The organism is Janthinobacterium sp. HH104, assembly GCF_001758715.1.
In the GTDB taxonomy this organism is placed as follows: Bacteria; Pseudomonadota; Gammaproteobacteria; order Burkholderiales; family Burkholderiaceae_D; genus Janthinobacterium; species Janthinobacterium aestuarii.
Map to the genome: position 1 here is coordinate 47,051 of NZ_LRIB01000041.1, position 18,341 is coordinate 65,391.

Below are 18,341 nucleotides of genomic sequence, written 5' to 3' on the forward strand. Positions count from 1 at the left end.
TCCGTAGTTTTATTGCACAACTGATCCTGTCACAGTAACAGCACCCGGTATATGCTAGGCTCATAAAAATTAGCCGGGCAGCAACACCGGTACACAATATCGACCGACGAGACAGGCTATTTTCCATGCAACTCTCCATGCTACCGCATTCCCTCTCCATGCTGGCCCTGGCCCTCATGATGCCCGGCATGGCATTGGCCGCGCCCGCTGCCATCTCCGCCAGCCACGACAGCCTGGAGCAGCGCATCAAGGCGTGCACGTCCTGCCATGCGCAAGAGGAAAAGCACGACGCATTCTTTCCCCGCATCGCCGGCAAGCCTGCCGGCTACCTGTACAACCAGCTGCTGAACTTTCGCGAGGGGCGGCGCCAGTATCCGCTGATGAACTACATGGTCGAACACTTGTCTAACGATTACCTGCGCGAAATTGCCGAGTATTTTGCGGCACAACACCCTGCCCCGCCGCCGGCCCAGCCCAGCGGCGCCGGCGCGGTCGCTCTGGCGCGGGGACAGCAACTGGTGCTGCGCGGTGACGCCGGCAAAAAGATTCCCGCCTGTATCGCCTGCCACGGCCAGCAGCTGGCCGGCGTGGCACCCGCCATCCCCGGCTTGCTGGGCTTGCCGCGCGACTATATCAATGCCCAGCTGGGCGCGTGGAAGAACGGCATCCGCCGCGCCCACTCACCGGACTGCATGGCGCAAGTGGCGCAGCGCCTGTCCGACGCGGATGTGGGCGCCGTCTCGGCCTGGCTGGGCACGCAGGTGGCCAGCGCCGATGCGCGCCCCGCCAGCGGCATCACCGTGTCCTTGCCGCTGCATTGCGGCGGCGTGCCCGGTTCCAGCGCGCAGGTGGCGCCATGAAAAAATGGATGATCGCGCTTGCCGGCGTCGCCATCGTTGCGGCCGGCGCCAAATTCCTCCTGTGGCCGGCGGACGACATGGGGCCGCCCGCCGTAGCCAGCACCCTGAGCCAGGAACAGCTGGTCGCGCGCGGCGCCTACCTGGCCAAGGCGGGCGACTGCATGGCTTGCCACACGACGCGCGGCGGCGTGCCCTACGCGGGCGGACGGGCCTTGCAGACGCCGTTCGGCAAGGTGCTCTCGCCCAACATCACGGCGGACAAGGAAACGGGCATCGGCAGCTGGACGGCCGACGATTTCTGGCGCGCCATCCATAACGGCAAATCAAAAGATGGCCGGCTGCTGTATCCGGCCTTTCCCTACACCAGCTACACCAAGGTGCGGCGCGAAGACAGCGACGCCCTGTACGCGTATTTCCAGAGCGTGCCACCGCACAAACAAGCGAACGCGCCGCACGCGCTGCGCTTTCCCTACAACCAGCAGATCGCGCTGGCCGCCTGGCGCGCCCTGTATTTCAAGCCGGGCGTGTACCAGCCGCTCACAAACAAAAGCATGGAATGGAACCGCGGCGCCTACCTGGTACAGGGCCTGGGCCACTGCAGCGCCTGCCATAGCAGCCGCACGACCCTGGGCGGCAGCGACGACGGCCTGTCGGGCGGCCTGATCCCCGTGCTGGGCTGGTACGCGCCGTCGCTGACGTCGGATGCGGAAGCGGGCCTCGGCGACTGGGACACGGCGCATATCGTGGAATTGCTGAAAACGGGCGTGTCGCCGCGCGCCACCGTCTTCGGCCCCATGGCCGAAGTCGTGCGGCAAAGCTTGCAGCACATGAGCAACGCCGACGTGCAGGCGATGGCCGTCTATCTGAAAAGCCTGCCCGGTCCCGCGCAGCCCGCACAACGGGCGCCACGCGACACGTCGGAGCAAGCCAGGCAGCAACTGGCGCTGGGCGCGAAACTGTATGAGGCGCAATGCGCGAGCTGCCACCAGGCCGACGGCAAGGGCGTGCCGCCCGGCTACCCGCCGCTGGCCGGCAACCGCGCGCTGACGACGCAGTCGGCCGTCAACGCCATCCGCCTCGTGCTCAACGGTGGCTTCGCGCCCGGCACCCGCGGCAACCCGCGTCCCTACGGCATGCCGCCGTTCGGCCCCGTCATGGATGATGCAGAAGTGGCAGCCGTGGTCACGTATCTGCGGGCGTCGTGGGGCAATGATGCGCCGGCGGTTTCTGCGCTGGAAGTCAATAAATACCGCAGCGTGCCGCTGGAATAGGAGACATGAAAAAGCCGGCTTGCGCCGGCTTTTTCATGAACCACAGCAATCCTCAGCGGAACTTGCTCTTGTGCCCCGTCTTCAAGTCCAGCGCATAACGCACGCCATTGTCTGTCAGCATGACTTCATCGGGCGGCTCTTCGCCGGCCAGGGCGCCGTCGATCAAAGGCAAGCCTTCACCCTTGCGCATCAGGTCGTCGCAGCGCTCGTACACGTTCGCGCAACCGGTGGACGCCATCAGCGATTGCACGATGGCCACTTTCCACGCGTCGACGCCGCCGGCGTTGAATTCGCAGATCAGATAGCCTTGCACGCCGCCGAACAGCTGCACCACCAGGCCCGGCAAGCCCTCGTCCTCGCCCTTGATCAGGGTCAGCAGCTGGTTTTCGCCCGCCTTCTTGATGGCCGGCAGTTTTTTCTCGATGGCGGCCTTGACCCTGCGCTTGATCAGCGCGTGGTCGACCGGTTCGTCTTCCTTGAAGCTCCAGATGCGCGCGCGGATCTGCGACTTCGAATTGTAGGCGGCGCGGGCGATGAACTGCTTCGACGAGCTTTGCACGATGGCGGTCGAGCCGGGCTTCATTTTTTCCTGCGGCTTGCCTTCGACTTTTTCAATCGCGGATGCGTAAATCCACGATTGGCCCAGCAAGCTCTTTTCCTTGCCCTGTTTGATGGTGATGATCAGCATGTAATTCCAGTAGTGTGAGCGGCGCGTGCCGCTCGTCGTATGTCCCACCGACATAATACCTCATGCCATCCTGTCGCAGCCTCCTGCATTCCATGCCGCTGCTGGCGCAGTCTGTCGCAGGACGGTACGCAGACGCGGCCGGCTGGCATACCATGCTTTCATACCAATTCCAACAGGGAGCAAGAATGACACCGATACTTTTCCACCGCCGCCACGCCAGCGCCGCGGCCGCCCTGCTGCTGGCCGCCTGCGCGCTGGCCATTCCAGCCGCGCCGGCGCTGGCGTCGCCGCTCGACTGGATTTCCGGCAACAGCATCCAGGGCAGCGGCAAGCTGCAAAAGCAGACGCGCGACGTGGGCAGTTTCCATGCCGTGGCGCTGAACGTGCCGGGTACGGTCGAACTGCGCATCGGCAACACGGACAGCGTCACCATCGAAGCGGACGACAATATTCTGCCGCTGATCGATACGGCCGTGGAAAACGGCACCCTGCGCATCCGGCCCGCCAAGCGCAACGCCAACTTCCGCCAGAGCAGCCTGACCATCGTCATCCAGGCGCGCCAGGTGGAGCGCGTCAGCGTGGGCGGCTCGGGCAACATCACGGCAACGGGCTTGCGCGCCGAGAACCTGCGCTTCGACGTGGGCGGTTCCGGCTCCATCCACGCGCGCGACCTCGACAGCCGCCAGGTGTCCATCGCCATCGGCGGCAGCGGCAGCTTCAAGGCCAGCGGCAAGACGGAACAACTGACGGCATCGATCGGCGGCTCGGGCAATATCGAGGCGGGCCACCTGGCCGCGCGCGAGGTGCAGGTGAGCATCGGCGGCTCGGGCGAAGCCACCGTGTGGGCCAAGCAAGACTTGGCCATCAGCATCGGCGGTTCTGGCGAAGTGAGCTACTACGGCGACCCGCGCATCAGCCGCAGCATGCAGCGTTCGAGCAGCATCCGCCGCCTGGGCAGCGCGCCGAATTAATCAAGCGCAATGCAAAAAGCCCGGATCGCTCCGGGCTTTTTGCGTTTCAAACAGTCAAATCAGCGGGCCGGCTTGACCGGTTCGCGGTCGATCAGGACCGTGTTGACGCTGTCCGTCAGCCAGATCTGGCCATCCTGGATCGTGCATTGCAGTTGCATGTTGCGCTGCGCCAGCTTGCTCATGTCTTGCGCCGCCTCGGATGGCAGGTTGATCACGGTCAAGTTCTTCGCCCGTTCCAGTTTATTCGCGATCTGCTTCCACCAGATGTGGCTCGTTGCGCCATAGCTGTAGACGATGACCTGTTCCGAACGTCCGCACGCCTTGAGGATGCGCTTTTCGTCGGGCTGGCCCACTTCGATCCACAGCTGGATGGCGCCCGTCAAGTCTTTCTGCCACAGGTCGGGCTCTTCCGTGTCGAACAGGCCCTTGGTAAACGTCAGCGCCTCGTCGGCATGGATGGCGAACGCCAGCAGGCGCACCATCATGCGCTCGTCCGTTTCGGACGGGTGGCGCGCCAGGGTCAGCGCGTGATCCTGGTAGTAATTGCGGTCCATGTCGGCGATCTGCAGATCGGCTTTGAAAATTGTTGCTTTGAGGGCCATCGTGTTTCTGTCTCGGTAAAGTGAATAGTGAAGTCGGTATCAGCGGAAAACCACCGTCTTGTCGCCATTTTTCAGGATGCGGTGCTCGACGAACCATTTCACGGCGCGCGCCAGCACCACGCACTCGACGTCGCGGCCGATGGCCGTCAGGGTTTCCGCATCCATCGCATGGTCGACGCGCTCGACGTCCTGCTCGATGATCGGGCCTTCGTCCAGGTCGCCCGTGACGAAATGGGCCGTCGCGCCGATCAGCTTGACGCCGCGGTGATGCGCCTGCGCATACGGCTTGGCGCCCTTGAAGCTGGGCAGGAAGGAATGGTGGATATTGATGGCGCGGCCATCGAGCGCCTGGCACAGGCCCGGCGACAGGATTTGCATGTAGCGCGCCAGCACCACCAGGTCGATCTTGTGCGTGTCCATCAGGTCGATGATCTTCGCTTCCTGCGCCAGCTTGGCCTCTTCCGGCGCGCCGGTGGCCAGCGGCAGGTGGTGGAAGGGAATATTGTAGCTGGCCGCCAGCTGGTAGAACTCCATGTGGTTCGACACGATGGCGGGAATTTCCACGTTCAGCAAGCCGCTCTTGTAGCGGAACAGCAAATCGTTCAGGCAGTGGCCGATCTTCGACACCATCAGCATGACGCGCGGCTTGACGCGCGCATCGTGCAATTGGCCATGGAAAGCGCCGTTCAACTGCATGGATTGCGACAAGTCGGCGAAGTCGCTGCGCAACTGGGCGTCGCTGACGGCGCCGTCTTCCAGCGCAAAATGCACGCGCATGAAGAACAGCTGGGATTCCTGGTCGCCAAATTGGGCGGAATCGAGGATGTTGCAGCCGTGTTCGGCCAGGAAGCCGGAGACGCGGTGCACGATGCCGCGCTGGTCCAGGCAGGACAGGGTCAGGATGTATTCGGGATGCGTCATGGTCGCGGAATCAGGTAAAAAGTAAGGCGATGCTCGGCTCAGCCACGCGCGCCGGCCATCGGCTGCGCTGCCGCGAGCCGGCTATTGTCGCACGGCCGGGCCTGTAAACATGCATTTTCCACGCAAGCGGCATGGCTGCTGGCGGCAGCATCCTAATTTACGTTCATTTGATCTGGCACAAAGTCATCGCGTTTTTCCACCTGCCAGGCCCCATTCTCGCGTCAAACCGGCATCAGGCGTGGAACCTGGCACGCCGTTGGGCGTCTATCTCTTTGCTTGTTTCACCATACGTCGCACCCGGTGCACCGGGTGTTTCCCGGATCAGTTTTTCATTGAGGTAGAACATGTTTCCAAACAGTATTTCCCCCAGTCTCAGCCCCGCCCTGAAGTCCCATCTCGAGGCCCAGTGCAGTTTCGCCACGGAACTATCGCGCAAGATGTTCGATACGGTGCAGCAATTGAGCGAGCTGCATCTGCGGCTGGCGCAAGACCTGCTGCAAGAATGGAGCAGCGCCAGCCAGCAACTGCTGTGCGCGCGCGACACGGACGAGTTCATGTCGATGGCCGCCGGCCAGCTACAGCCAAGCGGCAACAAGCTGCGCCAGTACCAGCAGCAGCTCGGCAATCTCGTCGCCAACGCCAATGTTGAAATGAACCGCACGGCAGAAAATCACCTGCCCGAAGCGCGCCGCACGGCCGTGGCCTTCGCTGACGAAGTGGTGCGCAAGACGGCGGAAGAAACGGAAAAAGCCGCGCAACGCCAGCGTGAAATGATTGAAAAAATGCATGCCACGGGCCACCGCGACGGCGCGGGCAGCAGCCGCGATACCAGCAGGCAATCCGAGCAGGCGCATTGAGCACCTGCATTGACCACTTGACCCCACTCGACAGCAAGGAGAGCGATATGGCTAGCAATCAAGGAAATGAACAGGGCAAAGGCGCTGGCAGCAGCCAGAAAACCAGCGAATCGGGCAGCGCCAAAGGCACGAGCAAACGCGGTTTCGCCGCCATGAATGAGGAGCAGCAACGCGAAATTGCCAGCAAGGGCGGCCAGGCAGCCCATCAAAAGGGCACGGCGCATGAATTCGACTCGGAAGAAGCACGCCGGGCCGGGCAGAAAGGCGGCGAAGCCGTCAGCCGCAACCGCGAACACATGGCGGAAATCGGCCGCAAAGGCGGCGAAAGCCGGCAATCGGCCCAGCGCGCCAATGAAAGCCGCAGCACGGCGGCGCGCAGCGGCGGCACTGGCCGGCAGGGCGGCAAGGACGAAGACGACAAGGGCTGACCAGAGTTGACAGCACTGTCAGGGCTGAGTGGCTTGGCCCGGCAGCGCACGGCTTGACGCAGGAAGGCGCGGGGCGGCCCTGGCGGCCCCGTGCAAGGGCTGGCGCAGCGCGGGGCGCGGCGGTATGGTACATTCTCGCCTTCCCGACACCTCCGCGCCACGCCCCGCCCTTCCCCGCATGCAGCCATCCCTGAAATACCTGAGCGCCTATTCCGAACAAACGCAAGCACAAGTGCAGCAACTGATCGCGCAGGACAAGCTGGGCGAAGTCCTGTTGAAACGCTATCCGAACGCGCACGATGTGCGCAACGACAAGTCGCTGTACCAGTACGTGCAGGATTTGAAGAATGAATTCCTGCGCAATGCCGAGCCCATCAACAAGGTGGCGTTCGACAGCAAGATCCATGTGATCCAGCATGCGCTGGGCTTGCATACCTCGATCTCGCGCGTGCAAGGCGGCAAGCTCAAGGCCAAGCATGAAATCCGCGTGGCCACCATGTTCAAGGAAGTGCCGCTGGAATTCCTGCGCATGATCGCCGTGCACGAACTGGCGCACGTCAAGGAAAAGCAGCACGACAAGGCCTTCTACAAGCTGTGCACGTATATGGAACCGCAATACCACCAGTACGAATTTGACGTGCGCCTGTACCTGACCCAGCTCGACCTGTCAGGCCAGCGCCTGTGGTCATGAAGTCCTGGTCATGACATCCACGTAAAAATGCCGCCCGGCATACAACTGGGCGGCATTTTTACTGATGCGCCGGCATGACCGGCGCCATGTTCAAGCTCAGGCGGCGCTCTTGCGGCGAAGCATGAAGCCCATCAGGCCCAGACCGCCCAGCAGCATGCCGTAGGTGGCCGGTTCCGGCACGGCGCTGACAGTGGCGGCGATATTGTCGACCTGGAAGGTGTGCAAGGCGCCTTCCTTCCACGTTGCCGACAGCAGATTGCTGAAACCTGTAAACGTGTAATCGGCAAAGGTGTGGCCGCCACCGAGGGTGAAGGTCTGGCTCACCGTGCCGCCGCCCACCTGGTGGCCGACGAACGTCACGTCAAAGGAACCGGGCAAGCTCACGAAGTCGGCCAGGCTGATCGAGCTCAGCGAGAAAGCGGCGCCATCGGCACGGCTCAGGGTGGTCGTCGACAGTGGCGTCGCGCCGAGACCGGCCGAGCCGGCATAGGCGAAGCTATCCTGGTGCGCCGAGCTCAGCAGGCCGAGGAAGCTGCTGTCGAAGTTGTAGCCGCCTTCGGAGTAGGAATTGAACACGGAACCGAAGTAGCCCGGTTGTTCCAGCGAATCAAAGCCGATGGTGGTGGTTTGTGCGTGGGCGCCGCCGGCAGTAGCGAGAACGGCGGCGACAGCGGTCGCTCGCAAGAGGGTCATTGGTTTCAAAATAGCATCCTTTCGAGATGATGAAGTAGCGTGGTTGTGGCAACTTGAAACGGCTCGGCACCTTTTTTGGGGAGTCTGTACAACGCTCGTCGGTGTCCGATATTCCTAACTTTTGAACCCTGACAGTAGACCACAGCCATGATTAAAAATCATCTTCATTTTCAAAAAAACATGCTTCTAGAGCAATTTTATAGCCATATTTTTATTAATTAAGTCATTCAGCCCGATCAATTTTCCCGTGCAGAAATAAAAAAGCCATGCAGTGCGCACCGCATGGCTATTTCAAGCGACATCAAAAATAGTTGATCGGCGGCGCCCGCACGGCCAGGCGAACATGGCGTTACGGCGCGCACTCCTTCAGGCGCTGCACCAGCGCTGCCGGATCGGCGTCGGCATTGAGGAAGGCCGCGTGCTGCGGGCGGATGAAACCCTGTTCCTTGCCGTTTTGCACGAAAGCGATCAAGCCATCGTAGAAACGGTCGACATTGAGCAAGCCGATGGGCTTGGCGTGCAAGCCCAGCTGGGCCCACGTCAGCATCTCGAACAGTTCTTCCAGGGTGCCATAGCCGCCGGGCATGGCGATGAAGGCGTCGGACAGGCTGGCCATCATCGCCTTGCGCTCATGCATGTCCTTCACGATGAACTGGCGCGTCAAGCCCATGTGGCCCACTTCGCGTTCGACCAGTTGGGTGGGAATCACGCCCGTTACCTCGCCGCCCAGGCGCAGCACTTCATCGGCGATCACGCCCATCAGGCCCACCTTGCCGCCGCCATACACGAGCGAAATATTTTCCGCCACCAGCACGCGCGCCAGTTCGCGCGCCGCCACGGCATAGTCCGGCGAGACGCCCGCGTTGGCGCCACAGTACACACATAAAGCCTTGATCACAGTAATCCCTACCCTTTCAATTCATCGATGGCCGCCTCGACCTCGAGGCGTTCCTTGGCGTCCAGCGCCACGCACTCGGCCGCCTTTTCATACAGGGCCAGCGCTTCCGCCAGCTTTTTCTTTCCGTCGAGCATATTCAACGCACGCGCATATTCACTGTGCGCCAGCGCCGAATACGGCGTCAGGGCCAGTGCCGTCTTGAAGTGCTGGTAGCCGTCTTCCTTGTTGGCGCCGTAGGTCAGGCTGCCTATCATGGCGCCGACCTTGTCGATAATTTCCGTATGATAAATCCCAAACGCGATATGCGCTTCCGCATGCATGGGCGCTACCGTCATCGTGCGGTCCAGGCTGTTGCGCACGCGCGCGCCCATGCCTTGCGCCAGAGCCTTGACGACGGACGTGCCCAGCGCGTAGCGGCCCAGGCTGTAGGCATGCCAGTAGTAGCCGGCCGGATTGTCCGGCTGCTCGCTCTGCTGGCGCTCGCAGCGCTCGGCCACTTCCTCGTACATGTCGAGTTTCTGGCTGTCGTTTCCTTCCAGGTGCGTGGCATAGATGCAGGTGGCCTTGTGCGCCACCGCATAGCCGGGCACGCCGACTGCCAGGCCCAGCTTCACGGCGCGCTCGAAGTCGCCCGCGTGGAAGGCCAGCCAGGCTTGCAGCAGCGCAGGGTGCGTGGGAAACGGTTCCACATCGCCCGCATGCAGGCGCGGCCAGGCCGCTTCCAGGGTTTGCGGCGTGTAGACATATGCTTCGTCCGGATAGGGGAATTGTTTCCAAGCCATCTCTCTCTCCTGTAATTGACGACGTGGCGCCAGCAGCAGCGTCAGTCGTTCTTGAGTTTGGTCACATACTCTTCCGACAGTTTGCGAAACAGCAAATGCGTTTCATTGCGCAGATACGGCCCGATCAGGGATAGCACCTGGTAGCAGCCGCGCGCCAGCGCATCGGACATCGATTGCTGCTCGCTGTACTTGCGCGGGTTGCGCACGTACTCGTACGACAGCCAGTAGGTGGCGACGACGACCATATTCGTCGCCATGGCAGCGACTTCCATGTCCGACGCTTCGAGCGACTGTTCGCTGCGCAAGTCTTCGCACAGCTGGGTGGCCACCTTGATCTTGTGCGCCAGGATCAGTTTGAAGTGCAGTTCCAGCTTGCGGTTGCGCGACAGCAAATCGTTGAGGTCGCGATAGAAAAAGCGGTAGCGCCAGATCAGTTCGAACATCAGGTGCAGGTACAGCCAGACGTCCTCGATATTCGAGCGGCGCCCGTCGGGCACGGTCAGGATGCGTTCGATTTCCGCCTCGAACTGGACGAAGATGGAGTTGACGATGTCGTCCTTGTTACGGAAGTGGTAATACAGGTTTCCCGGCGAAATGTTCATCTCTTCCGCAATCACGGTCGTCGTGATATTCGGCTCACCAAACTCATTGAACAGGCGCAGCGACAACTCCAGGATGCGTTCGCGGGTACGGCGTGGTGCTTTTTGTAGCATGGCGGGCAATCTCTCTGTGTTCTGCCTCAAGCATACCACCTAAGATAGTCGTAATGAAACACTGCGCCCGCTGGCACCGGCGAAAACCGCAGGCCAAAAAAAGCCTGCGCGAGCAGGCTGGAGGAATGCGGCGCCAGCTCAGGCGGCCGGCGCTTTTTTCTTCGCCGCCGGCCTCGCGGCGGGTTTACTCGCTGGCTTGCTTGCGGCGCGCGGCGCAGCCTTGGCGGCAGCCGCTTTCGGCGCAGTTTTCGTTACGGCTTTCGGCGCGGCTTTCGGCGCCGCCTTCACGGCGGGCTTGGCCGTCACCTTCGGCTTGGGCGCCGGCGCGGCCTTGGCCGACAGCGCCGCCACTTGCCGGCTCAAGGCATCGATCTGCGCGTGCAGCGCGGCGAGGTCCTGCTGCGTGGGCACGCCGATGGTGGCCAGCGCGCGCGCGACGCGCTCTTCGAACACTTGTTCGAGCTTGTCCCACGAGCCGCTGGCCTGCTTGCCCACGCCATCGGCCAGTTTGCCGACGCTGCCGCTGACGTCGGCCACCTTGTCTTCGGCCCGTTTCTGGAATTCCGTGCCTTCCTTCACCAGCCTGGAAAACACGCGTCCGCCCTCTTCCTGCGCCTTGGCGAATGCGCCGAGGCCCGCTTGCCAGATCTGCTGCGCGGACGAGCGCACGGCACTCGCCAATTCCGTGTCTTCCGTCAGCGCCTTCAATTTCTTCACCATCGCCAGCTCCCGTCATGTGAAAGGCCATGCCACTTCATGGATGCGTTTTATTCTAGAGAGCAAAACTAGAGACGGGAGTCTAATTCGATGGAAAGCTGCTGCGCAAGGTGCGCCAGCGCACGCGGCGGCCAATTACCCGCTGCGGAAAATCCTCAGGCCGCCGCTTTCACCTGGCCATGCAGCAGCTTGTGCAGCCGAAACCCTTCGCGGATATTCTCGCGCAGCACGGCGCCTTTCCACGGCTTGGTATAGAAGCGGTCGACAGCGCCGCGGTTGATGGCCGCCATGATGGGCGTCAGATCGGCAAAGGCCGACAGCATGATGCGGAAGGTATCGGGGCACAAATGCTTGACCCGCTCCATGAATTCGGTGCCGCTCATCAGCGGCATGCACTGGTCGCACAGGATCACCTGGACCTTGTGGCGGGCCAGGATGTCGAAACCCTCGGCGGCCGTCTGCGCCGTCAGGATGCGGTAGCCGTCCTGCGCCAGGAAGTCGCTGAGCACGTCGAGCATGAAGACATCGTCGTCGACGATCAGCAGGGTTTGCTGCTCTTCGCTGCCGGCATCCTGCGGCGCCTGCAGCAGCTTGCCGCCCATCAGCATCTGCTCGAATTCTTCCTGCGGCACGGGGCGGCTGAAATAATAGCCCTGCATCTCGTCGCAGCCGTGGCGCCGCAGGTAGGCCAGCTGCGCATCGTTTTCCACGCCTTCGGCGATCACTTCCAGCTTCATGCTGTGCGCCATGCTGATGATGGCCAGCACGATGGCCGCGTCGTCCGGATTGCTCGTCACTTCGCGCACGAAGGCGATGTCGATCTTCAGCTTGTCGATGGGGAAGCGCTTCAGGTAGGCCAGGCTGGAATAGCCGGTGCCGAAATCGTCGATGGAAATCTGGATGCCCAGCGCCTTCAGGTTGCGCAGCACGGCGATGGTTTCCTCGGCATTCGACATCAGCGAGCTTTCCGTCAGCTCCAGCTCCAGCAGGTCGGGCGCGATATCGTGCTTGCGGATCGCCTTGAGCACCTCTTCTTCCAGGCCGCCGACGAAGAACTGGATGCCCGACACGTTCACCGACAGGTGTACGGGGCCGATGCTGCTGGCGCCCCACTCGCTGATCTTCTTGCAGGCCTCGTCGAGCACCCAGTTACCGACGCGCACGATGAGACCCGTTTCTTCCAGCAGGGGGATGAACAGGGCCGGCGAAACCATGCCGTGGCCAGGACGGCGCCAGCGTATCAGCGCTTCGGCGCCGCTGATGCGCCCCGAGATGATATTCACCTTGGGCTGGAAGAACAGCACGAATTCCTCGTTGTCGATGGCGCGCCGCAGGGCATTTTCCATGTCCAGCCGCGCCATCGATTGCGCGTTCATTTCCGCCGTGAAGAAGCGGAAGGCGTCGCGCCCCGCTTCCTTGGCGCGGTACATGGCCGTGTCGGCATATTGAATCAGGGTGTCCGCATCGGCAGCATCCTCGGGGAAGACGGAAATGCCGATGCTGACCGTCACCGTCACCTCGTGGCCCTGCAAGTCGAAAGGCTTGCGCATCGCCTCGCGGATCTTGTCGACCACGCCAACAGCATGCTGGGCGCCTTCGGGCAGCAGCAGGATGGTGGCAAATTCATCGCCGCCAAAGCGGCCAATGGTGTCGCGCACGCGCAGGCAATCGACGAGGCGGCTGGAAAACTGGCGCAGCAGGTCGTCGCCGATCGTGTGGCCCAGGGTATCGTTGATATTCTTGAAGCGGTCGACATCCATGAACAGCACGGCCACGGCCCACTGGTGCTCGGCCGCCTGGGCCAGCGAATGGGTCAGTGAAGCGTAGAACTGGCTGCGGTTCGGCAAACCCGTCAAGGTGTCGAAATGAGCCAGTTTCATCAAGCGCTGCTCGGCGTCCTTGCGCTCCGTGATGTCGCGCGCCACGGCCACCAGGATCCAGCTCTGCCCCGAACGCAAGGTGCGCCGCTGCACTTCCACCGACAGGGGCGATCCATCCTTGCGCTGCAGCTGCAATTCCGTCATCGGGCCGCCCTGGTCGCCGGCCAGCAGCTTGTTGTACAGCTCTTCCAGCTGGGATTCGCCCTCGTGCGCACGGCCCGGGCCCACGCGCAGGAAATCCTCGCGCTCGAAACCGAGCATGCGGCACGCCGTCTGGTTGACGTCGACGAAGCACATGCCGGCGCGGTCGACGAGGAAAATCGCGTCGGCCGTGGCGTCCATCGCCAGGCGGAAGCGGCGCAAGTCTTCATCGAGGCGGATGCGCGCCGCCATGTCCAGGGTCAGCTGCTCGTGGTGGCGCTTGATCTCGTCGTACAGCAGCAGATTATCGTAGGCGACGGCGATCTGCGCCGCCACCGTGGCGGCGACCCGTTCGTCGACTTCGGAAAATTCATTCGCCCCCAGCTTGTCGACCAGGTACAGCCAGCCGTGGCTGCGCTCGCGCGAGGCGATGGCCACGCCGAGGAAGGAGTGTACGGGCGGGTGCGTGTCGGGCAGGCCCAGCGCGCCGGGGTCGCCCTTCAAGCCATTGACGCGGTAAGGCTGGCGCTGTTCCAGCAAGCGGTTCAAAATGCCCGTGCGCGGCGTGCTGGCGATGCGGTCGAGGTTTTTCTCGGCGCCGCACGAGGAAAAATAGCTGAGCTTTTCGGCGCCCTCTTCCAGTACGCCGATGCAGGCGTACTTGGAGACGCAGATATTCTGCGCCACCTTGCAGCCCGCCTCGATCAGGGCGCGCGGATCGCGTTCGGCACCCAGCTCGATGCCCAGTTCGATCAGGGCCGTCAGGCGCAGGCTCACCGCCTGCAGGCTCGACAGCGAGCGCGACAAGCGCTCCGTCATGATGCCCAGGTCTTCGGGGAGCGCAGCTTGGCCCTCGCGCTGGCTGGCCAGCTGCGAAATCTGCTGGCTGCTCGATTCGAGTTCGTCGAGGTAGCCGCTGACCTGGTGCTCGATGCCCGCCAGCTGGCCCGTGGCGGGAAGCGCCGCCCCGCCGCCCGCGCCCGGCGCCGCCGGCACCTGGGGCGCCGCCGGCATCAGTCCCAGCGCCTCGTTGACGGTGCGTACGATGACTTCGGGATCGGACGGCTTGGGCAAGACCCAGCGCACGCCGCACGCCTGCGCCAGCAGGATCGCTTCCTGCTCGCGGTAGGTGGCCGTATAAAAGATGATGGGCACGTCGGCCAGCGCGGGATCGGCATGCACGCGCGTGACAAATTCGTAGCCGTCCATGTTCGGCATGAGGATGTCGGAGATGATCAGGTTGGGCCGCTCGGTACGCAGTATTTCCAGCGCGTCGGCGCCGTTGGCCGCCTCCAGCAGGCGGTGGCCGCCGTAGCCGAGAAGTGCGGTCAGGAACTCGCGGTTCAGCACATGATCATCGACGATCAGGATGGTGGCTATGTCGTTTTTAACTGGCGTCGACGGCGCCCCGGGTAAAAAAGACTCCAGCTCCGCGACGAACAGGTCGGGTTCGATCGGCTTGCCGATGTAGCCATTGAAGCCCGCTTCGAGCAGGCGCTCGCGGTCGCCCACCATGGCCAGCGCCGTCACGGCCAGCGCCGGGATCTTGCGCAGCTGCGGGTCCTTCTTCAGCTCCGCCACCACGCCATAGCCATCGAGCTTGGGCAAATGCACGTCGCAAATGATCAAGTCCGGCAACTCGCTGCGCGCCATGCGCACGCCCTCTTCGCCGTCATAGGCGGCCAGCGGCGTGTACCCGAAGGCACGCAGCAAGTACACCATCAATTCCATATTGGTGGCGTTATCTTCGATAATCAGGATACGTGCGGACAATTAGCGCCCCCAATAAAAACGGCATGGACTCATTTTTCCGCATGCGCGGGCTACATAACAATCGTATAACATCTTGCCATAGATTCAGAGAAATTTCTGGCCCACGTACGCCTGCAGAACGGCTCAAGCGACCTCATGAACAAATTTTCCCCGCTTATCTTCTGACGTTAGCTTAATACAGTACGCCAGTGGAAAACAGCATTTTCTGCCTCGTGCGTTGTTAAACATGGGCAACAGCAGAGTCAAAAGAGACAGTCTTGCCATGCAGACAAAACACAACAGGACTCAGGCGAAATGGGGAGCGGAGGGAGGCTGGGCGACTTCGCTCTTGATAGTAATTTCTGCCAGTAGCTGGCGCAGCACGCGCGCATCGCTGGCCAGCGCCACGTGGCCGATGCCGCCGAAAGCGATATTGCGCGCGCCCGGCAGCTGCGCGGACGCTTGCGGCGCGACGATATTGTCGTGATGCGAATAGATCGACGTGATCAGGGCGCGCGTCTCGGGCGTCTCGCTGGCGGCCAGCTGCGCCAGCCAGCCGCTGGGCGTGCCATCGACGCGGCTCATCTGGCGCGCATTGGCACCCGCCGCCAGGTTGGCCAGCGCCGTGCCGTGGTGCGGCGTGCCGATCGTGACGATGCGCGCCACGCGGGCCGCGCCGTAATGGCGCAGCCAGGCGCGCGCCACCAGGCCGCCCATGCTGTGGGCGACGAGAATCACGCGGTCGCTGCCCGTGCGGGCGCATAGCTCGGTGATGGCTTGTTCCACCAGCGGCACGAACTCCTCGATATCGGCGTTGATCGGTTCCAGGTCGATCGCCTTGTGCACGATACCGGCCCGTGCCAGCTGCCGGCTCAGCTTAGTCCAATAGCCGCCGTTGCACACATAGCCGTGCACCAGCAGCACCGGCAGGCCCTGGCCGAGGATGGTGCCGGCCGCATGCAGGCGCGGACGCAGCATGCCCCATGACGACGTCCACAGGGTGGCACGCAGTTCGCCCAAAAACAGGCGCGCCGCGCCCATGGTGCCCAGCTGGTATTCAGGCGGCACGGGGCTGCCCAGGCGCCGGCTCTCCCAGAAATTGCGCACGACGATCAGCGCGCGCACGGCCAGCAGCATGGCCAGCGCCAGCAGCACGGCCAGCAGCGGCGAAGCGACGCCCCACGCCTGCATGGCCAGGTACGCCAAGCCCAGCACGGCCAGCACTTGCAGCAGCATCAACCACTTGAGGATGCGCGCGATCATGCGGCGCCTGTTGCGGCGGCAGGCATGGGAACGGGCGCCGGCTTGCCCGTCAGCGCTTGCGCCAGGCCGCTGGCCAGGCGCGCTGTCAGCGCGTAGATCGTCAGTTGCGGATTGGCGCCGATCGACGTGGGGAACAGCGAGCCGTCGTGCACGGACAGGTTGCGTACGCCGTGATAGCGGCCGTCGGCGCCCGTCACGCCCAGGCGCGCATCGTCCGACATGGCGCAGCCGCCCATCACGTGGGCCGACACCACGCGCGCCAGCAGCGCCTTCATCGGCAAATCGCCGATGGCCTGCTTTGCCTGCGCCCAGCTCGTGTAGTGGCTGGCCAGCTCATGCACGGGATAGACGCTCCTGGCGCCGGCCGCGAACTGGATTTCCGCCATCGACAGCAGCGCGCGCCGCACGCCATCCCAGAGAAAAGGCGTGAGCGGATAGTCGAGCACGGGCGCGCCGAAACTGTCGATGGAGACGCTGCCGCCCGCCGCATCATGGTGAAAGCCGTCGCGCAGCAGCGCCAGCAAGGCGTGCGCATGGGGAAATTCGCGCATGGTGCGCGCATGCTCGTCGCCGAAGCCGCCCATGGTGGTGGCCATCAGCAGCGGGTGCAAGGGCGGCGCTTCGAGCTTGTAGCCGATAGGGCCATCGATGGGCGCCGTGTGCAGGAAATGGTCGGAATAAATCGTCTGTGGCGCGCCCGCATAGGCGTCGACCCTCTGCTTGAACAGGCCCGCCGACACCACGGTCGGATGCAAGAAGGTGCGCCGGCCCAGCAAGCCGTGCGGGTCGGGCGCCTGCGAGCGCAGCAGCAGCGCGGGCGAGTTGATGGCGCCGCCGGCCAGCACAAAGTGTTTCGCGCGCAGCGTGAGGCGCACGCCCGTCGGCGCCTGCCCGGTAGCGTCCAGCGCCGTCACCTGCAGGCTGTCGATGCGCTCGCCCTTGAAAGTGAAACGTTCGGCGCGCGCATGCACGAGCAGGCCCGCGCCCAGCGCCAGCGCCGACGGGATCGTCGTCACCAGCATCGACTGCTTGGCGTTGGTCGGGCAGCCCATGCCGCAGTAGCCGAGGTTCCAGCAGCCGTTCACGTTGCGCCGGATGGCGGCCGTGGGGATGCCCAGCGCCGTAGCGCCACGGCGCAGCAGATCGTTGTTTTCATTGGGCGGCGCGGCCCAGTCGCTTACGTGCAGGCGCTTTTCCATCATGGCGAACCACGGCGCCATGGCATCGACGCCATAGCCGGACAAGCCAAAGTGCTTGCGCCAGTATTCGAGGGTGCCGGGCGGCGTGCGGAAGCTCGAGGTCCAGTTGACGGTGGTCGAACCGCCGACCGTGCGTCCCTGCAGGATATTGATCGCCTTGTCGCGCGTCTTGCGCGCGGCCGATTCCTGGTACAGCGCGGGATAAGCGTCCGCTTCGCGCATCTTGAAGTCTTGCGAGGACTTCAAGCCGCCCTCCTCGACGATCAAGACCTTCAAACCGGCCAGCGCGAGGATTTCCGCCGTCACGCCGCCGCCGGCGCCGCTGCCGATGACGACGACGTCCGCTTCCAGGGTGCGGTCGGCGCTCAATGTGCTGGCGTCGGTGACGTTCCAGCCGCTGGCCACGCCGATGGCGATGGGATCAAGAATGGGGGATGTGCTCATGGATGCCTTATGCGCTCAGTTCGGGCAGCGGTCCCGGATAGCCGATGGCGGCCCAGTGGGCGGCATCGGCATACCAGGCGCCGAGGATCAGGTCGTGCAGGGCCAGATAGGCCGTCTGCAGTGTCGCCAGGCGGTGCGTGCGCCACGACTGCAGAAAGGCGGCCACCTGTGCCGGGTCGGCGTCAAGCCAGCCGCCATGCACGCCGGCGACGAAACGCCGCGCGGGCGCCAGCGCCAGAAGACCGAACAAATCCTGCACTTCCTGCTGCGCCGCCAGCGGCAAGCCGCGGATGGCCGTGTCCACGCCGGCGATGGCACCATCGAGCGCCACAGCCCGCGCGGTCGCGTCCCGAGTCAGTGCACTGCCCAGCATGGCCGGCACGATGGCCGCCAGCGCCGCGCGCGCTTCGCCGTCGAGCACGAAGCGGCCAGGCGGCGCCGGCCCGCGTACCAGCCGGTAGGCGGCGCCGCCGGCGGCCAGCACACCGGCGCCGAGCACGCCCAGTTTCAGAAACGATCTGCGTCGCATCCCCATGTCTCCCCTTGTTTTGTACGGCCTTTTGCAGGCCA

At 63.5% G+C, this 18,341-nt stretch carries 18 protein-coding genes; 6 read left to right on the forward strand and 12 right to left on the reverse strand.

Going from position 1 to position 18,341, the window contains the following annotated elements:
• The first annotated feature begins 176 nt into the window (after positions 1-176).
• The gene (locus JAB6_RS18775) at positions 177-860 is read left to right on the forward strand and encodes a c-type cytochrome (RefSeq protein ID WP_254671695.1); all 684 of its coding nucleotides are present in this window, start codon (positions 177-179) and stop codon (positions 858-860) included.
• A complete protein-coding gene (locus JAB6_RS18780) occupies positions 857-2,131 on the forward strand; it encodes a cytochrome c (RefSeq protein WP_070304056.1) in 1,275 nt (424 codons plus the stop codon). The genes JAB6_RS18775 and JAB6_RS18780 overlap by 4 nt, the downstream gene beginning before the upstream one ends.
• A 52-nt stretch (positions 2,132-2,183) precedes the next feature.
• Here JAB6_RS18780 and JAB6_RS18785 read toward each other — a convergent pair whose 3' ends face one another.
• On the reverse strand, positions 2,184-2,819 hold the full coding sequence (locus JAB6_RS18785) for an SAM-dependent methyltransferase (protein WP_034758744.1): 636 nt from the start codon (positions 2,817-2,819) through the stop codon (positions 2,184-2,186).
• 185 nt (positions 2,820-3,004) lie between these two features.
• Here JAB6_RS18785 and JAB6_RS18790 point away from each other — a divergent pair, with 185 nt between their 5' ends.
• A complete protein-coding gene (locus tag JAB6_RS18790; protein ID WP_070304057.1) occupies positions 3,005-3,790 on the forward strand; it encodes a head GIN domain-containing protein in 786 nt (261 codons plus the stop codon).
• A gap of 59 nt (positions 3,791-3,849) precedes the next feature.
• Here the strand turns inward: JAB6_RS18790 and JAB6_RS18795 are convergent, their stop codons facing one another.
• A complete protein-coding gene (locus JAB6_RS18795; protein WP_034758748.1) occupies positions 3,850-4,392 on the reverse strand; it encodes a YaeQ family protein in 543 nt (180 codons plus the stop codon).
• A gap of 39 nt (positions 4,393-4,431) precedes the next feature.
• Positions 4,432-5,313 (reverse strand): formyltetrahydrofolate deformylase, encoded by an 882-nt coding sequence (purU, locus tag JAB6_RS18800; RefSeq protein WP_070304058.1) that lies wholly within the window; start codon positions 5,311-5,313, stop codon positions 4,432-4,434.
• 344 nt (positions 5,314-5,657) lie between these two features.
• On the opposite strand from purU, the gene JAB6_RS18805 reads away from it, so the two are divergent.
• The 3 genes from JAB6_RS18805 (at position 5,658) to JAB6_RS18815 (ending at position 7,289) form a co-directional block, all read left to right on the forward strand.
• Positions 5,658-6,170, forward strand: a complete 513-nt coding sequence (locus JAB6_RS18805) for a phasin family protein (RefSeq protein ID WP_070304059.1) — start codon at positions 5,658-5,660, stop codon at positions 6,168-6,170.
• A gap of 47 nt (positions 6,171-6,217) precedes the next feature.
• The gene (locus JAB6_RS18810) at positions 6,218-6,598 is read left to right on the forward strand and encodes a KGG domain-containing protein (RefSeq protein WP_070304060.1); all 381 of its coding nucleotides are present in this window, start codon (positions 6,218-6,220) and stop codon (positions 6,596-6,598) included.
• Positions 6,599-6,776: 178 nt separating this feature from the next.
• Positions 6,777-7,289, forward strand: a complete 513-nt coding sequence (locus tag JAB6_RS18815; protein ID WP_070304061.1) for a YgjP-like metallopeptidase domain-containing protein — start codon at positions 6,777-6,779, stop codon at positions 7,287-7,289.
• A 96-nt stretch (positions 7,290-7,385) separates the two neighbouring features.
• Here JAB6_RS18815 and JAB6_RS29740 read toward each other — a convergent pair whose 3' ends face one another.
• The 9 genes from JAB6_RS29740 to JAB6_RS18860 form a co-directional block, all read right to left on the reverse strand.
• Positions 7,386-7,982: a PEP-CTERM sorting domain-containing protein gene (locus tag JAB6_RS29740; RefSeq protein WP_070304062.1), complete on the reverse strand. Its 597-nt coding sequence runs from the start codon at positions 7,980-7,982 to the stop codon at positions 7,386-7,388.
• Positions 7,983-8,331: 349 nt separating this feature from the next.
• Entirely contained in the window at positions 8,332-8,877 is a 546-nt protein-coding gene (locus JAB6_RS18825) for a TIGR00730 family Rossman fold protein (protein WP_046682536.1), read from the reverse strand.
• Between the two features lie 11 nt (positions 8,878-8,888).
• A complete protein-coding gene (locus JAB6_RS18830) occupies positions 8,889-9,662 on the reverse strand; it encodes a hypothetical protein (RefSeq protein ID WP_034758773.1) in 774 nt (257 codons plus the stop codon).
• A gap of 41 nt (positions 9,663-9,703) precedes the next feature.
• The gene (locus JAB6_RS18835; RefSeq protein WP_034758777.1) at positions 9,704-10,375 is read right to left on the reverse strand and encodes a TetR/AcrR family transcriptional regulator; all 672 of its coding nucleotides are present in this window, start codon (positions 10,373-10,375) and stop codon (positions 9,704-9,706) included.
• A 138-nt stretch (positions 10,376-10,513) separates the two neighbouring features.
• Positions 10,514-11,095 (reverse strand): phasin family protein, encoded by a 582-nt coding sequence (locus JAB6_RS18840; protein WP_070304063.1) that lies wholly within the window; start codon positions 11,093-11,095, stop codon positions 10,514-10,516.
• Between the two features lie 152 nt (positions 11,096-11,247).
• Positions 11,248-14,886 (reverse strand): EAL domain-containing protein, encoded by a 3,639-nt coding sequence (locus JAB6_RS18845; RefSeq protein WP_070304064.1) that lies wholly within the window; start codon positions 14,884-14,886, stop codon positions 11,248-11,250.
• Between the two features lie 285 nt (positions 14,887-15,171).
• Entirely contained in the window at positions 15,172-16,128 is a 957-nt protein-coding gene (locus tag JAB6_RS18850; RefSeq protein WP_070304065.1) for a triacylglycerol lipase, read from the reverse strand.
• Complete coding sequence (locus JAB6_RS18855; RefSeq protein WP_070304066.1) at positions 16,125-17,771, reverse strand: GMC family oxidoreductase; 1,647 nt, start codon at positions 17,769-17,771, stop codon at positions 16,125-16,127. Before JAB6_RS18855 ends, JAB6_RS18850 begins: the two co-directional genes overlap by 4 nt.
• Before the next feature lie 7 nt (positions 17,772-17,778).
• Positions 17,779-18,306, reverse strand: coding sequence for a hypothetical protein (locus JAB6_RS18860; RefSeq protein ID WP_070304067.1), 528 nt, complete (start codon positions 18,304-18,306; stop codon positions 17,779-17,781).
• Positions 18,307-18,341 lie beyond the last annotated feature (35 nt).

What these genes read in the sequence shown, in the direction of transcription:
- JAB6_RS18830 (WP_034758773.1), bottom strand. Translation starts at nt 9,662, where the DNA reads ATGGCTTGGAAACAATTCCCCTATCCGGACGAAGCATATGTCTACACG.
- JAB6_RS18785 (WP_034758744.1), bottom strand. Translation starts at nt 2,819, where the DNA reads ATGCTGATCATCACCATCAAACAGGGCAAGGAAAAGAGCTTGCTGGGC.
- JAB6_RS29740 (WP_070304062.1), bottom strand. Translation starts at nt 7,982, where the DNA reads ATGACCCTCTTGCGAGCGACCGCTGTCGCCGCCGTTCTCGCTACTGCC.
- JAB6_RS18815 (WP_070304061.1), top strand. Translation starts at nt 6,777, where the DNA reads ATGCAGCCATCCCTGAAATACCTGAGCGCCTATTCCGAACAAACGCAA.
- JAB6_RS18860 (WP_070304067.1), bottom strand. Translation starts at nt 18,306, where the DNA reads ATGGGGATGCGACGCAGATCGTTTCTGAAACTGGGCGTGCTCGGCGCC.
- JAB6_RS18835 (WP_034758777.1), bottom strand. Translation starts at nt 10,375, where the DNA reads ATGCTACAAAAAGCACCACGCCGTACCCGCGAACGCATCCTGGAGTTG.
- JAB6_RS18795 (WP_034758748.1), bottom strand. Translation starts at nt 4,392, where the DNA reads ATGGCCCTCAAAGCAACAATTTTCAAAGCCGATCTGCAGATCGCCGAC.
- purU (WP_070304058.1), bottom strand. Translation starts at nt 5,313, where the DNA reads ATGACGCATCCCGAATACATCCTGACCCTGTCCTGCCTGGACCAGCGC.
- JAB6_RS18775 (WP_254671695.1), top strand. Translation starts at nt 177, where the DNA reads ATGATGCCCGGCATGGCATTGGCCGCGCCCGCTGCCATCTCCGCCAGC.
- JAB6_RS18810 (WP_070304060.1), top strand. Translation starts at nt 6,218, where the DNA reads ATGGCTAGCAATCAAGGAAATGAACAGGGCAAAGGCGCTGGCAGCAGC.
- JAB6_RS18780 (WP_070304056.1), top strand. Translation starts at nt 857, where the DNA reads ATGAAAAAATGGATGATCGCGCTTGCCGGCGTCGCCATCGTTGCGGCC.
- JAB6_RS18805 (WP_070304059.1), top strand. Translation starts at nt 5,658, where the DNA reads ATGTTTCCAAACAGTATTTCCCCCAGTCTCAGCCCCGCCCTGAAGTCC.
- JAB6_RS18840 (WP_070304063.1), bottom strand. Translation starts at nt 11,095, where the DNA reads ATGGTGAAGAAATTGAAGGCGCTGACGGAAGACACGGAATTGGCGAGT.
- JAB6_RS18850 (WP_070304065.1), bottom strand. Translation starts at nt 16,128, where the DNA reads ATGATCGCGCGCATCCTCAAGTGGTTGATGCTGCTGCAAGTGCTGGCC.
- JAB6_RS18790 (WP_070304057.1), top strand. Translation starts at nt 3,005, where the DNA reads ATGACACCGATACTTTTCCACCGCCGCCACGCCAGCGCCGCGGCCGCC.
- JAB6_RS18855 (WP_070304066.1), bottom strand. Translation starts at nt 17,771, where the DNA reads ATGAGCACATCCCCCATTCTTGATCCCATCGCCATCGGCGTGGCCAGC.